Origin of the sequence: Lawsonella clevelandensis, assembly GCF_001293125.1 — a bacterium.
Taxonomy (GTDB): Bacteria; Actinomycetota; Actinomycetes; order Mycobacteriales; family Mycobacteriaceae; genus Lawsonella; species Lawsonella clevelandensis.
In genome coordinates this window covers 190,402-204,373 of the sequence record NZ_CP009312.1, presented here as the reverse complement: position 1 = coordinate 204,373, position 13,972 = coordinate 190,402, and the positions used below count along the sequence as shown (strand labels likewise).

Annotated in this window: 17 protein-coding genes; 11 read left to right on the top strand and 6 right to left on the bottom strand. The window is 54.4% G+C overall.

Going from position 1 to position 13,972, the window contains the following annotated elements; genetic code table 11:
• Nucleotides 1–102 precede the first annotated feature (102 nt).
• Nucleotides 103–1,263: a TerC family protein gene (locus tag IY73_RS00935; RefSeq protein WP_082346507.1), complete on the top strand. Its 1,161-nt coding sequence runs from the start codon at nt 103–105 to the stop codon at nt 1,261–1,263.
• Between the two features lie 80 nt (nt 1,264–1,343).
• Here IY73_RS00935 and IY73_RS00930 read toward each other — a convergent pair whose 3' ends face one another.
• Nucleotides 1,344–1,631 carry a YciI family protein gene (locus tag IY73_RS00930; RefSeq protein WP_053961413.1) on the bottom strand — a complete coding sequence of 96 codons (288 nt, stop codon included), beginning with the start codon at nt 1,629–1,631 and terminating at the stop codon, nt 1,344–1,346.
• A 48-nt stretch (nt 1,632–1,679) separates the two neighbouring features.
• Nucleotides 1,680–2,225 carry an amino-acid N-acetyltransferase gene (locus IY73_RS00925; protein WP_053961412.1) on the bottom strand — a complete coding sequence of 182 codons (546 nt, stop codon included), beginning with the start codon at nt 2,223–2,225 and terminating at the stop codon, nt 1,680–1,682.
• Nucleotides 2,226–2,317: 92 nt separating this feature from the next.
• On the opposite strand from IY73_RS00925, the gene pgsA reads away from it, so the two are divergent.
• The 4 genes from pgsA (at nt 2,318) to IY73_RS00910 (ending at nt 4,875) form a co-directional block, all read left to right on the top strand.
• On the top strand, nt 2,318–2,950 hold the full coding sequence (gene pgsA, locus IY73_RS00920) for a CDP-diacylglycerol--glycerol-3-phosphate 3-phosphatidyltransferase (protein ID WP_053978677.1): 633 nt from the start codon (nt 2,318–2,320) through the stop codon (nt 2,948–2,950).
• A 3-nt stretch (nt 2,951–2,953) separates the two neighbouring features.
• Nucleotides 2,954–3,448, top strand: a complete 495-nt coding sequence (locus tag IY73_RS07975) for a CinA family protein (protein WP_082345268.1) — start codon at nt 2,954–2,956, stop codon at nt 3,446–3,448.
• Between the two features lie 141 nt (nt 3,449–3,589).
• Nucleotides 3,590–3,862 (top strand): helix-turn-helix domain-containing protein, encoded by a 273-nt coding sequence (locus tag IY73_RS00915; protein WP_053962627.1) that lies wholly within the window; start codon nt 3,590–3,592, stop codon nt 3,860–3,862.
• Between the two features lie 164 nt (nt 3,863–4,026).
• Nucleotides 4,027–4,875 carry a PspA/IM30 family protein gene (locus IY73_RS00910; RefSeq protein ID WP_053978676.1) on the top strand — a complete coding sequence of 283 codons (849 nt, stop codon included), beginning with the start codon at nt 4,027–4,029 and terminating at the stop codon, nt 4,873–4,875.
• Nucleotides 4,876–4,934: 59 nt separating this feature from the next.
• Here IY73_RS00910 and IY73_RS00905 read toward each other — a convergent pair whose 3' ends face one another.
• From IY73_RS00905 to IY73_RS00895, 3 genes are read right to left on the bottom strand one after another with little or no spacing between them, the layout of a single operon-like run.
• Nucleotides 4,935–5,558: an energy-coupling factor transporter transmembrane component T family protein gene (locus IY73_RS00905; RefSeq protein WP_053961409.1), complete on the bottom strand. Its 624-nt coding sequence runs from the start codon at nt 5,556–5,558 to the stop codon at nt 4,935–4,937.
• A gap of 12 nt (nt 5,559–5,570) precedes the next feature.
• The gene (locus IY73_RS00900; protein ID WP_053978675.1) at nt 5,571–6,248 is read right to left on the bottom strand and encodes an energy-coupling factor ABC transporter ATP-binding protein; all 678 of its coding nucleotides are present in this window, start codon (nt 6,246–6,248) and stop codon (nt 5,571–5,573) included.
• Complete coding sequence (locus IY73_RS00895) at nt 6,245–6,934, bottom strand: biotin transporter BioY (protein ID WP_082346506.1); 690 nt, start codon at nt 6,932–6,934, stop codon at nt 6,245–6,247. Before IY73_RS00895 ends, IY73_RS00900 begins: the two co-directional genes overlap by 4 nt.
• An 88-nt stretch (nt 6,935–7,022) precedes the next feature.
• On the opposite strand from IY73_RS00895, the gene IY73_RS07970 reads away from it, so the two are divergent.
• From IY73_RS07970 to miaB, 4 genes are all read left to right on the top strand, one after another.
• Nucleotides 7,023–7,247: a DUF3046 domain-containing protein gene (locus IY73_RS07970; RefSeq protein ID WP_315861664.1), complete on the top strand. Its 225-nt coding sequence runs from the start codon at nt 7,023–7,025 to the stop codon at nt 7,245–7,247.
• A gap of 149 nt (nt 7,248–7,396) precedes the next feature.
• Nucleotides 7,397–8,458, top strand: a complete 1,062-nt coding sequence (gene recA, locus IY73_RS00890; protein WP_053978674.1) for a recombinase RecA — start codon at nt 7,397–7,399, stop codon at nt 8,456–8,458.
• A 3-nt stretch (nt 8,459–8,461) separates the two neighbouring features.
• Nucleotides 8,462–9,067 carry a regulatory protein RecX gene (locus tag IY73_RS07965; RefSeq protein ID WP_082345266.1) on the top strand — a complete coding sequence of 202 codons (606 nt, stop codon included), beginning with the start codon at nt 8,462–8,464 and terminating at the stop codon, nt 9,065–9,067.
• 73 nt (nt 9,068–9,140) lie between these two features.
• The gene (gene miaB, locus IY73_RS00880) at nt 9,141–10,607 is read left to right on the top strand and encodes a tRNA (N6-isopentenyl adenosine(37)-C2)-methylthiotransferase MiaB (RefSeq protein ID WP_053978673.1); all 1,467 of its coding nucleotides are present in this window, start codon (nt 9,141–9,143) and stop codon (nt 10,605–10,607) included.
• An 86-nt stretch (nt 10,608–10,693) separates the two neighbouring features.
• Here the strand turns inward: miaB and IY73_RS00875 are convergent, their stop codons facing one another.
• Nucleotides 10,694–12,034, bottom strand: coding sequence for a DUF349 domain-containing protein (locus IY73_RS00875; protein ID WP_053978672.1), 1,341 nt, complete (start codon nt 12,032–12,034; stop codon nt 10,694–10,696).
• Nucleotides 12,035–12,214: 180 nt separating this feature from the next.
• Here IY73_RS00875 and miaA point away from each other — a divergent pair, with 180 nt between their 5' ends.
• A complete protein-coding gene (miaA, locus tag IY73_RS00870) occupies nt 12,215–13,147 on the top strand; it encodes a tRNA (adenosine(37)-N6)-dimethylallyltransferase MiaA (RefSeq protein ID WP_053978671.1) in 933 nt (310 codons plus the stop codon).
• Between the two features lie 51 nt (nt 13,148–13,198).
• Nucleotides 13,199–13,969 carry an IclR family transcriptional regulator gene (locus IY73_RS00865; RefSeq protein ID WP_053961401.1) on the top strand — a complete coding sequence of 257 codons (771 nt, stop codon included), beginning with the start codon at nt 13,199–13,201 and terminating at the stop codon, nt 13,967–13,969.
• Nucleotides 13,970–13,972 lie beyond the last annotated feature (3 nt).

Here is a 13,972-nt window from a genome sequence, read left to right as displayed (position 1 = left end):
TAACCGGCGAACGGGCTCAGTACGCATTCTTTACGGTATGCGGGCTGTAGCGGGAGAGACCTCCGGAGATACGTGTACTTGCACATCCCCGGAGGGAGTTCTATGGACGTTAATGCCCTAATGTGGATCATCAGTGTCGTGGTGATCATTGGCCTCTTCATTTTTGATTTCTATTCTCACGTCAAAACTCCGCATGTTCCTTCTCTCAAAGAAGCTGCTCTGTGGTCTCTGTTCTACATTGTTGTCGCATGCATTTTCGGCGGTTTTCTTTGGTGGTATTGGAGAGAGCCAGGCAACCCTCATCAGCACGGTATGGAATTTTTCGCCGGCTACGTTACCGAGAAGTCTCTTTCGGTAGATAACCTCTTTGTCTTTTCCCTCATCTTGGGTAGCTTCCGCGTCCCTGCAAAATACCAGCAAAAGGTTCTTCTTATCGGCATTGCTATTGCCCTTGCACTGCGAGCTATCTTCATTGGCATGGGTGCTGCAGCTATCAACACATGGGCATGGGTCTTCTACCTCTTTGGTCTTTTCCTGTTCTACACCGCCATCAAACTGGTGGTGGAAGAGATTAAGGACGAAGAACCCAAACAGGTCAGTGAACACGCGTCAGTGAAGTTCGCCCCGCGGTTTTTCCATGTGAGCCATGAACTTCACGGAGATCGCATCATGTTCCGCCGCGGTGGCAAAGTAGTGTTTACTCCGCTTTTTATCGCGCTCGTCGCGATTGGTTTCACTGACGTTCTCTTCGCCCTAGACTCGATTCCTGCCATCTATGGCCTCACCAAAGAGCCGTATATCGTCTTCATGACGAACGCCCTGGCACTGTTGGGTCTGCGGCAGCTGTACTTCCTCCTACACGGTTTGCTTGATAGGTTGTCGCTGCTCAGCTACGGCTTGTCTATTATTCTTGGTTTCATCGGCATTAAGCTGGTGTTGCATGCCCTCCATGAAAACAAGGTGCCTTTCATTAATAATGGTGAGCCTGTGCACGTCTGGCAGCCATCCATTACTTTCTCGCTGCTCTTTATTCTCGGTGTCCTTGTCGTGACAGTGGTTGCTTCTGTCATCAAAAACGCAGTAGATAAGCGACGCGGAACTCATGATCCAGAAACGCTTATCGAGGAAGAAAAGGGGCAGCTTGCCGCCATGGAGGCTGAAGCAGCTGCGCATGCTCTGCCAGATGTAGGCTATGACGATGACGAGCCTCTCCTCCCGCACCCTCATCTCCGTCGGCATAATAAGAAGTCCGCAACAGACTAAGCTTTTGTCGCTGCCACCGACATAAAGGAAAGGTCCTGGCCCCCTAGTGAGAGTCAGGACCTTTCAGGTCTATAGGCCGGTTAGCAGTCAGTGAAAGCGCCGAGCACCGACTTCCACTCACGGCAGGACCGATCCACGACCATACCGTTCTTGTAGAACGGATCCTGGTTCATAAAGTCGGTCGCTTCCTTTTCGTCTTTTGCCTTCACCAAGATCAGGGCACCTTCACCGCTGGTGAATGGTCCAGAGGCCAGAACGATATCGTGTTTTGCTCCCTCGCCAAGGTACCCACGGTGCAAGGGGCGCAGCTCATCCATCTTGGCGGCATTAGCGTCGTCATACACATAGCGGAATGCGAAAACAGACATGGTTTTCTCCTCGTGACGGTTCAGTACAAATAGTGACCAGTATGGGGTCTATTGTAGTGTGGCACAGTGTGGTCCCACATGAGCCAGCATACGCGTATTGCCGAGTGTGTTTGGCTTCACGGAGGATAAGTCGAGGAATTCCGCTACGCCAGCATCGTAGGAACGCAGCATCTGGTCATAAATTGGCCTGCTCACTGGAGTTCCTTCGATTTCTTCGAACCCATAACGAGCAAAAAAGTCGACTTCGAAGGTGAGGACAAAGACCCGTTTCAGCCCTAATGCACAGGCTTTACTTAGCAACGTTGTGACAATCTTATGGCCAAGGCGTTGCCCCTGGTTATCGGGGTGGACAGCAACGGTTCGCAGCTCTCCCAGGTCCGACCACAGTACATGTAGTGCTCCGCACCCCACAATCTGGCCATCAACTTCCACCACGACGTATTCCTGGAGTGCCTCGTAGATGTCGATGAGGTTCTTGGCAAGAAGAATCTTGCCAGCGTAGATGTCAACTAGGGCTTTAATCCCAGGGACATCATGGGTGGTGGCAGCTCGTACACTGACGGCGGTGGAACCGGCAGCGGGAGTGTTCGTCATAGCAACCAGAATAGCGCCTCGACAGAAGTTAGGGGAGCGGGCAGACTAGAATGGTACGTGGCTGTGCACTAGCTATACGAAGGATGGGCCACATGGCGATGATGGAAGAAACCCGTGCGAAAGTATGGAATATCCCCAACGTTCTAACGGCTACTCGGATTCTCCTCGTACCAGCATTTCTGGCGGTTTTTTTCTGTGTTACCCCGGAAGCTACTGCGCGTATCTGGGCTGTTGTGATTTTCTGTATTGCGATGGCGACGGATACCGCTGACGGCCATATTGCGCGCCGTTATGGGCTTGTCACTGACTTTGGCAAGATTGCCGATCCTATTGCAGATAAGGCCATTATGGCGGCGGCACTTATCAGCTTGAATATTGTTGGGAAACTCTGGTGGTGGGTGACGGCTATTCTTCTCATCCGAGAAATTGGTATCACCATTTGGCGTCTTACTGTCCTCAAAGATCGAGTTGTCCCCGCTAGCCGTGGTGGTAAGGCTAAGACTATGACACAAACCTTGGCCGTCTTCCTCCTTCTCATTCCCTACGATGGTTGGCTTGCCTGGTGCGGTTGGATCGTCATGGGCGTGGCTCTTATCCTGACTGTCGTCACCGGTGTTGACTACATTTGGAAGGCCTATCGTGCTCCTCAGCCGGGAGATACCGCTGCATCGGTGACAAGCTCCGCTGGAGAGGCTCCTGGCGCTGGCTCTGAGGTCCACGGGTAACTCATGGAGACGGTGCTATCTCCTCTCGCTGTAGCGACAATCGCGGATCTGAGCAAGCGTCGTCTTACCATTGCTGCGGCCGAGTCGCTGACAGCAGGAATGTTTTGCGCGAGCCTTGCATCGGTGCCAGGTGCCAGTGCGGTACTGCGCGGCGGTCTTGTTGTCTATGCCACTGACCTCAAACACCGTTTGGCAGGCGTATCCGCCGCTACGCTACAGAAAATGGGCCCTGTTGCGGAAGATACTGCTGCTGAGCTAGCAGAGGGAGCAAGACGTACGTGTCAAGCAGATATTGGGGTTGGACTCACCGGAGTGGCGGGACCTGCCACACAGGGGGGACATCCAGTGGGAACGGTCTTTATTGGTGTGGCATTGCCACAGGCGCCAGTCAATGTTCGTGAGTGCCATTTTCGAGGAAGTAGGCAGGACATCCGGCAGCAAAGTGTCGATAGCGCATTGGGTATGGTGTGTGATCTTCTCGACCAACTTGGGTATTAAAAAAATTATTATAAATAAAATAATTTTAAGGCTTTGACCTGGGTATTTGTAGCAAAATTTCTTCCTTTCCGATGTTGCAGAGAAAATACTGGGAATTAATTCGCTCACAGCGTTGTTGTGCTGAGTGTGAATGACCCAGTGATGACCAGTACCCGCCCCCTTCTTCGTGAAGCCCTGGGCGCAGTTCTCCGAACCTACCGTCTCGATGCTAATCGCACTCTCCGAGACGTGGCAGAAACAGCGCGCGTCAGTTCTGGTTACCTTTCTGAGCTCGAACGCGGCCGTAAAGAAGTCTCATCGGAAGTTCTCCGGTCTATCTGTGACGCCCTTGGTGTCAATCTCGCGGTGGTACTGCTGCGCGCAGCCTCTCTCATGGGAGTCGAGCAAGACTCCCGTCTCCGTGCAGCCGCTTAACCTCAACATAGTAGATATTTCTTTTCAGACGGAAAGCGCGCCAAAGTAGCTCTCCTACAACGTTCGCTGGTTCTGTACTATCGGTGGTAACAGCTCCAAATTGGGAGGATGTCCGGTCAGCGGCATCACATGACATGCTGATCTGTCTACGTCGAGGAGTAAGAATGGCTAATCCCTTTGTTAAGGCCTGGAAGTACCTGATGGCAAAGCTCGATCTTACGGTCGAAGAAAACGCAGATCCCAAGGTGCAGATTGAACAGGCGATTGCCGAGGCAAAGCGTCAGCACCAAGAATTGTCCCAGCAAGCTGCTGCCGTTGTCGGTAATCAGCGCCAGCTTGAGATGAAAATGAACCGTCAGCTTGCGGACGTAGAGAAGATCAAGAATAACGTTCGCCAGGCTCTCTTGATGGCCGAGGATGCCCGTAAGAAGGGTGACAACGATAAGGCTGCCGAATACGAAAATGCTGCGAATGCTTTTTCTGCACAGCTTGTTACCGCCGAGACTGCTGTCACTGACCTCAAATCTCTCTATTCCCAGTCCAGCGGAGCATCCGATGCTGCCCGCGCGGCCGTTGAACGCAATGCGCGCGTCCTGCAGCAGCAGCTGGCAGAACGCACCAAGCTTCTGAACCAGCTGGATCAAGCCAAAATGCAGGAAAAGGTTGTTCAGACGATGCAGCAGTTGAACGCCTTCGAAGCAGACAACGTTGTTCCCAACCTTGAACAGGTGCGCGAGAAGATTGAAAGCCGCTACGCTCAAGCTATGGGGCAGACGGAACTCGCGAACGGTGGTATGGCTAACCGGCTGATGGAAATTGAGGCCAACTCTTCGGAAATGATCACCAATAACCGTCTTGAAGAGATCCGTGTCCAAATGATGGCTGCCGGCGAACTGCCGGGTGGGGACGCCCCCGCCCCTGAGCAACTCACTGCTGCTCCCGGAGAGACTGCGGCCCCTGTTGAAGCTGAAACTCTTCCTGCAGAGCCGATTGATAACCAGCCTGCTCAGTAACCTGTATTGCAGCCCTCGACACTGCGTACTTTCGTTGTCTGACGCCATATAAGGTCCCGTTAGTGGCCCGGGGAATCATCGATTCCCCGGGCCACTAACGCATCTGCAACTCCGTCAGCATAGAGAAGAATCCGGGAGAGTAGCGGAGTGGTGAGGGCGCGGAGGGAACGTGTGGCACTCCGGGACCACAGGGACTCTCGGACATCATTCACCATCGCAGAGATGACCGGAATAGTCTGCAGAGTGAGGGCGAAGGTCAAAGCGATGCGGTCAGTAGGAATCCCTAAACGACGAAGCGGATGGAGAAGGACAACGTAGCCGTCTATCATGTCAGTCACGCGCGTGGTGAGAGTGACGCTAATGGCCGCAAGAACGCAACAGAGGATGATGCCTGTAATGCGAAGCGCCTCTTGCCACCCAACCGCCCACCACTGGTAGAGAGCGATGAGAGCGAGAAGGGGGAGAGTCGGCCATATCTGCGCCCAGACGATGCGAACTGGGGCATGCACCACGGCAAGAAGTATGGCTACTAGGATGAATGGTACGGTTACCCAAGAAACCTGGCGGCAGCCTACCGCTACGGCAATCACCCAGAGCACTAATCCCACCAGTTTGGCGGCAGCAGGTAAACGGTGGAGGAACGATGTTCCGGGGTAGTACACCCCAAGTGTTCGAATAGTCATCGTGAGAGCCTGCTAGTTGTCTAAGAACGCGTCATATGCCGCTAATGCTTTTGCGGGACTATCGTCTGCGAGAATGCTGCCGTTGTTCAGTACCAGCACGCGATCCATCTGTTCGAGAATAGAAAAATCGTGGGATACGACGACAATCTGTGCATCCATTTGGTGGAACACGGTAAGAAGACGGCGCGTATTGCGCCTATCCAACATTGCGGTAGGTTCATCGGCAAGCACGAGTTGAGGATCGATGGCCATGATGGAGGCTATGGCTAGGAGCTGTTGCTGTCCACCGGATAGTTGATGCGGTGAGGAGTCCGCCCGTTCTGCTAACCCAAAATCTGTAAGGTGACGGAGCGCCTGCTGGCGCCTTGTTTTTTTATCTTTGATGCGCGTGCGCAGGGAAAACTCCACATCTTCGATGAGGGTGGGCATGAGGATCTGTGTACGTGGATCGGAAAAGATAAAGCCAGTATGTTGGCGTATCTTGGCACGGGCGTTCCGAGTGTTAAGACTATTGACAATCACCTCACCGCGGGTGGGAATGATGAGTCCGTTCATCATTCGAATGAGCGTTGATTTACCTGATCCATTGGGGCCGGTAATGCCGATGCGTCGTTCGGTGAGAACTGCAGAGATATGGCGAAGAACGACAGTGTCCTCGAACGCGTGGGAAACATCCTGTAGTTCGATCATGATTGTTGCTCGTCTCCGGGATTGTTATCCGAAGTGAGTGTGATGTCTCCCTCTCGTGGTGGTTGAACAGGCATTTCTGTGTCTAGTTGATTGAGTGTGTCTAGAGCCCGCCTCTCTCCACCCGGCAGCGCCCGAATATTGGGGAGAGCTTTCAGCTGTGCGGCAGTGACCGACGCTGCTACAACGATCTTGAGGAGGTCACCCGGGAGATATGCTGGCAAGGTGACGGCAGCGGCGTTGAAGGAGATATGGCCAACAACCATCATCCCAGCGATGCCGAAGGCATAGTTGACGACAATGCCACCGAGGATGCCAGCGAGAATGTTGATGCCTATATTTCTTCCTGTGTGCCACTGTGTGATGAGTCCGATGACTGCAGCAGCCGGAAGGTATCCCAGGAAGAACCCAGCTGTGGGAGAGGCGAGTGCGACGAGACCTGAGCGGCCTCCCGCCAGAATGGGGAGGCCGGTGCAGGCTAGTGCGATAAAGAGCAGTGCGGCTAGGGTGCCTCGCCGTGGTCCCAAGACCATTCCCATAAGAATGATGCCGAGATTCTGAACCAGGATGGGGACACCAAGTGGACCGGCAGGTAGCGGAGGAACGAAACCCAGCACAATTGTCACCGCAGCGAAAACAGCAATGTACGCTACGTCTCTGGCTGGTGAAGAAGAATGGGTGATAGACATGAGGCAAGATTCAGTAGACAGTGTTCAATGGTTTATGAATAGACCATATGCCACATAGCGTAAACCTCGCTAGGCTTAGCGTGTGCGTATGACAGAATTTCAGGTAGCACTCCACCGAGAATTTGGAGAGATGGTGGGGGATAGCCTCCTAAGCGATACGATACTGAGTGACCTTGATGGGAAAACTCCCCAAGAAGCACTGGATGCCGGCTATGACATTCGAGAAGTATGGCTTGCACTCTGTCGACATCAGCAAGTTCCGGAGGAAAGGCGATGGGGGCCGGATATTGGTGCAGGCGACATGGTGGACTAACAGTGCTGAGAATCCTGCATGACACGATCGCTAAAGTGGAAATTCGAAACTGTGTTCTATTAGACTGTGGATAACTGATCTTTTGTTACTAGGTCTCTTTATAGTGGGCAGTAACAACAGTGAACGACATCATAAAGGAGAAACCACTCATGGCCGCTGCAAAAATTCCCGACCGTTCTAAGGCCTTAGAGCATGCTCTGGCACAGATCGATAAGCAGTACGGCAAAGGGTCGGTGATGCGCTTAGGTGATGAGCAGCATCAGGCAGTTGCGGCTATTCCTACCGGTTCAATCGCCCTGGATATTGCCCTTGGTATTGGGGGTTTGCCGCGTGGCCGAGTGGTGGAAATCTACGGTCCAGAATCGTCAGGTAAGACGACAGTTGCCCTTCACGCAGTGGCAAATGCACAAAAGGCGGGCGGTATTGCCGCCTTTATCGATGCTGAACATGCTCTTGACCCTGAGTATGCGCGTGCGCTTGGTGTGGATACCGATGCGTTGCTCGTTTCGCAGCCGGATACAGGCGAACAAGCACTCGAAATTGCTGATATGCTCGTTCGCTCCGGAGCCATCGACATCATCGTGATTGACTCTGTTGCCGCGCTGGTACCGCGTGCTGAAATTGAAGGCGAGATGGGCGATAGCCACGTTGGTCTGCAGGCGCGATTGATGAGCCAAGCACTCCGCAAGATGACTGGTGGGCTTTCTGCTTCTGGCACCACTGCTATCTTCATTAACCAGCTTCGAGAGAAGATCGGTGTGATGTTCGGGTCCCCGGAAACAACCACGGGTGGTAAAGCTCTCAAGTTCTACTCGTCGGTGCGCCTGGACGTGCGTCGTATTGAGACCCTGAAAGACGGTACTGAACCTGTCGGCAACCGTACCCGTGTGAAAGTGGTGAAGAACAAGGTTGCCCCGCCCTTTAAACAAGCAGAGTTCGACCTCCTTTATGGGCAAGGTATTTCTCGCGAAGGATCCATTATCGATATGGGCGTCGAACAAGGGTTTATCCGCAGATCCGGATCCTGGTACACCTACGAAGGTGATCAACTGGGACAAGGAAAAGAAAAGGTACGCACCAATCTGCGGGAGAATCCTGCCCTTTGTGATGAGATCGAAGAAAAGATTCTTCGCAAACTTAAGATCGGTGCCTACGCCAATGAACCCGATGATGACGCAGCTACCACCGATGATGGTTCTGTGGATTTCTAAACCTTGACGACGGATAACGGCCACCAGCAGCGCACCCTTCAGACTCTTCGAGCGGCAACGGAGAGTGTGTTGTCCGCATCGTCTTATAGTGGAGACAATCTCGCCGATGACCTTCGTGATCGTGCTAGAGAGGCGGCGCTGCGACTCCTTTCTATACGCGAACGGAGTAGCAAGGAACTTACCGATCGTCTCCGTGACAAAGGCTTTCCTACAGAAATTGTGGACGACCTCGTCACACGCTTTCTCGAGATTAAGCTGCTCGATGATGAGCGGTTTGCCCGCGAATGGGTTACCTCGCGCGCCCAACACAGTGCGCGAGGGAAAAGCGTCCTTCGTCAAGAACTACGTCACAAAGGGATCCCCACTCCTGTCATTGACGCGGTACTCGAGAGCCTTTCGCCAGAAATAGAAGAGGACAGTGCACGAATGCTGCTCTCCCGAAAACTACGAGCGATCGATCCGGCTAGCCTTAGTGACCGTGAGATTTACCGCAAACAACAGCGCCGCCTCTACAACATGCTGGCTCGGCGAGGGTTTTCCAGTGAATTGGCACAGCGCGTCACCCAGGATGCCTTAACCGAGCATCGCGCGAATTCGTCTACGGAATAAGAGAAGTTCCCCAGCTCGGGTAAACTGGAAGACCTGCCCACGACAAGCAGCATCCAGACAGGAGGGGAGCACAGTGGAGCGCAGGCAATACGAGATCCGCACCTTTGGGTGCCAGATGAATGTCCACGATTCCGAACGGATCGCAGGAGTTCTCGAAGCAGATGGCTACACCAGCTTCGAAGGCAAAGGAACACCAGATCTCATCGTGTTCAATACCTGTGCTGTGCGCGAAAACGCAGCCAACCGCCTCTACGGAACGTTAGGTCTCCTCCGCCCCCTGAAAGACGACAATCCCCGCCTACAATTTGCTGTCGGCGGCTGTCTTGCCCAAAAAGACAAAGACGACGTCCTTGCCCGTGCACCATGGGTAGATGTTGTCTTCGGAACGCATAACCTCGGCTCGCTTCCCATACTCTTACGCCGTGCTCGGCACAACCAGGAAGCACAAGTCGAGATTTACGAGTCCCTCAAAGAATTCCCCTCGACCCTCCCGGCAAAGCGAGAATCGTCCTATGCCGCCTGGGTGTCAATCTCCGTCGGATGCAATAACACGTGCACATTCTGTATCGTCCCTTCACTTCGCGGCAAAGAGATCGATCGTCCACCAACAGATGTTGTTGCGGAAGTCCAGAGCCTCGTTGACGAAGGCATTCAGGAAATCACCCTGCTCGGACAGAACGTCAACTCCTACGGAATGAGCTTTGCCGACCCGCAACGCCCGCGGAATCGGCAAGCCTTCTCTGAACTATTGAGAGCTTGTGGAGAGATCCCCGGACTGGAACGTCTGAAGTTTACCTCGCCCCATCCAGCACAATTCACCGAAGATGTCGTGCTAGCTATGGCAGAAGTCCCCACGGTGTGCCCACAACTCCATATGCCACTGCAATCTGGTTCAGACAGGATTCTGCGTGCTATGCGCCGCTCCTATCGACAAAAGCGGTTTCTCGGCATCGTCGATAATGTTCGGGAGCACCTCCCCAACGCTGCCATCACGACCGATATCATTGTCGGATTCCCCGGAGAGACGGAAGAGGACTTCCAAGAAACCCTCAAGGTCGTCGAACGCGTCCGCTTCAGCAGTGCATTTACGTTCCAATACTCACCCCGCCCCGGTACGCCAGCAGCGGAAATGGAAGACCAAGTACCCGCGGGTGTAGTCCAAGAACGCTACGACCGGTTGGTAGCACTGCAGGAACGCATCACCCTAGAAGAAAACCAGAAGCTTGTGGGGTCAACGCAGGAACTTCTTGTCACCACACACGACGGCCGGAAAAACAATGCCACCCAACGCCGCAGCGGCCGTACTCGCTGCGGTCGGCTTGTCCACTTCACCGATCACAGTGCTGAAACTGTTCGCCCTGGAGATATGGTCACCGTCGCGATCACCGATGCGGCTCCCCACCACCTTCTCGCCGACGACGGTATCCTTTCCGCGCGGCACACCAAAGCTGGGAATAACTACGTGGCCGGGATTCGGCCCCAAGTAAAGCCGGTGGGAACAGGGCTGGGAATACCCACGTTCCGCACCGTGGAAGCCTAGTCGGCGGGGTGAAGAAAGCTCGGGTATGCAGCGTGTACCCGAGCTTTCTTCACCTATCGATATATGGCGACAACAATGTGATGCCTCTACAGCCCGTTGAGTGAGTCCTCTGCGGCCTTCGCCCACTCAGTCCATTGGGCAGCCTGTGCGCGCGCCTTTTCCGCATCCTTGGTGCGGCCAGCTTTTTCTGCCTTTTCCGCCTGAGCCTCAAAGTCCTTGACACGGTCCCAGAACTGCTGCGCGCGGGCCTGCACTTCCGGATCTGTCCGCTGCCACTCAGCTTTTTCCATATCGGCAACATGGCGTTCCAGGTTCCGCAACGCGTCGTCGAAAGGACGCATGTCGGCACGTGGGACACGCCCAATCTGCTCCCATTTGCCCACTAGTTCGCTCACTAACGAACGAGCCTCATCATAGTTCTCCGCGGCATCAATACGCGGCGAATACTCATCGAGGAGGGCGCGCTTCGCCGCACCATTGGCTGCAAACTCCGAGTCCCGCTGATCCATTACAGCCTTGCGGCGATCGAAGAAGTTATCCTGAGCCTTCTTGAAGCGTTCCCACAAGGAGTCATCCACGTCCTTCTGCGCGCGACCTGCCTTCTTCCATTCGGACATCAAATGCCGGTATTCGGCAGCTGTGTCATTCCATTCCTCAGAATCTTGCAGTGCTTCTGCCGCGGCTACAAGCTCTTCCTTACGTCGCGCAGCTGCTGCACGCACCCGGTCGAGTTCTGCAAAGTGAGAACCACGACGCCGGTTAAAACTTTCCCGGGCGCGAGAGAAGCGCTTCCACAACGCGTCGTCAGTTTTCCGATCAATACCGTGAATGGTCTTCCATTCCTCCAAGATGTCCCGCAAGCGGTCCCCAGATTGCTTCCATGACGTGGCAGATGCACCAATTGCTTCAGCTTCTTCAACAAGCTTTGTCTTCCGCGCAATCGCGGCATTACGACGCTGCTGGCGGAGTTCTTTTGCCTTCTCCTCGGCAGTAAAGGACTTTGCCACGACTTCTTGTAGACGCTCATCGAGCGCCGCAAGATCGCCAATAACTGCAGCCGTAGCCAGGGATTCTTTCAAGTCTGCTGCGTGCTTGCGCGTCGCAGTAGCTTCCACTGGATGGCTTTCGAGACGCCGCTCAAGCAGAGCGACCTCAGTAACGAGATCATCATAACGGCGGCCGAAATGGGCGAGTCCTTCTTCGGGGGCACCAGCCTGCCATGTCCCGATGAGGCGCTCTCCGTCTGCCGTCTTCACCCATGCTGAGCCGTCTTCGTCAACACGGCCCCATTTTTCCGGCTGTGAACGCGGAGGAGCTACCACGGTGGTACGTCGGCGTAATTGTGCTGGACTCGGACCTGCAGCAGGGGTACCGGAGGTAGGGGGGACAGGGGATGAAGGGGTAGGGGACGGTGTGGTATCGGACATTTCTGCCTCATCTCTGCCGCGCGACACGGCTGCCAAAGTGAAAGTGCAGCACCTTCTCCACAAGAAGGTGCATATCTTCAGAGTAACGAGTTACACCCTATTCTTGCCTAAAAACCGCAAGAATTTCGAGATGTGGGAAGATAACTACAGCAGATCCCAACGACGAAAGAAACCCTCACGATGCCAACGACTCTACCCACTCCGGTTGCCGTCGTCGGTCCTACTGGATCCGGAAAGTCAGCACTCGGTCTTGCGCTCGCAGAGCGTCTAGGTGGCGAAATTGTGAACTGTGACGCCATGCAGCAGTACCGAGGAATGGATATTGGAACTGCCAAAACACCCGTGGCAGAACGCCGAGGGATCGCGCACCACCAGATTGATGTGCTGGAGGTAACTGAAACAGCTACCGTTGCTCGCTATCAAGAGGCGGCTCGAACAGACATCGAACGTCTACGCAGTGCTGGGATTATCCCCATTATTGTGGGAGGATCCATGCTCTACATTCAGTCTTTGCTCGACGACTGGCGCTTCCCTCCGACTGATCCAACGGTGCGTGCTTATTGGGAAGCCCAGCTTGCTGAGCGGGGTGTCGCGGATCTACACCGCGAATTGGCCGAGCGGGATCCAGCGGCCGCGCAGACGATTCTCCCATCAGACCCACGTCGTACGGTGCGTGCTCTGGAAGTAATGGACCTTACCGGCCAGCCCTTCACTGCCTCTCAACCGCACCGGGGGGAGCCTCCCCAATGGGGGACCCACATTGTTGGTCTAGCTACCAATGTTGAGTGGCTTGACCCCCTCCTACTGCACCGGACTCAGCAAATGTTTGCAGATGGATTGGTGGAGGAAGCGCGGGCGCTGTGTGACGATGGTCTTCGGGAAGGTGTAACTGCCGCCCGTGCGATTGGTTATACCCAAGCCTTAGACGTCATTGACCATCGTCTTTCCGTAGAAGAAGCAGTGGAAAGCACCTTTGTGGCAACTAGGCGCTATGTTCGTCGCCAGCGGTCCTGGTTTAAACGAGACGAGAGGATAAACTGGTGTACAGCATCCACGGATTCTCTTGCTGACGAAGTTTATAACGCCCTTCCAGCACTACGGGAGACACCGTAGTTGTCGGGAACATTACTTGTAGGCTTTTTCACACGATAAGGACAATAGGCAATGGTTGATGAGTCAGTCTTCCGGTTTAGCGGTGATGACTCGAAGCGAGGACACGTTCAATCCGTGGACCGTTCTCTCCAATTGCTTGATGCATTGGCTGATCTGGGAGGGATGGCCTCTCTCTCTGATCTCGTCACCCACACCGCTCTTCCTGTCGCCACCATTCACCGGCTTATCGGGACCATGCGAGATGCCGGCTATGTTCGACAAGAAGCCAATCGCCACTATGCACTAGGTGTCCGGCTCGTACGCTTGGGAGAAAGCGCCGGCCGGCTAGTGGGTGACTGGGTTAAGCCCACTCTGCAACGCCTCGTTGACTACACCGGTGAAACCGCCAATATGGCAATGCTCGATGGGAACCAGGCGGTCTACATGGCAGGTGTTCCCTCACCTCATATGATGCGCATGTTCACCGAAGTAGGCCGGCGAGTTGGTGTTCACAGCACTGCTGTGGGTAAAGCACTCGTCGCGTGCTTAGACGACGTCACCATTATGAGAATGCTGGAGACGCAAGGTATGCGCCCTGATACCGAGCACACCATCACCGACCCGGACGCGTTTCTCGAGCACATCCGCATTGTCCGGGAGGCTGGTTATGCCACCGATGAACAGGAAAAAGAAGCCGGTGTACGGTGTGTTGCAGTAGCACGCGTCGTTGGTTCCACTCCTATCGCGCTTTCCGTCTCTGGACCTGAAGCCCGCTTCACTGTAGAAAAACGCAACTCTGCTGTCGCCATCCTTCAGGAGGCGGCAAACAAGATGCTCTGCTAGTAG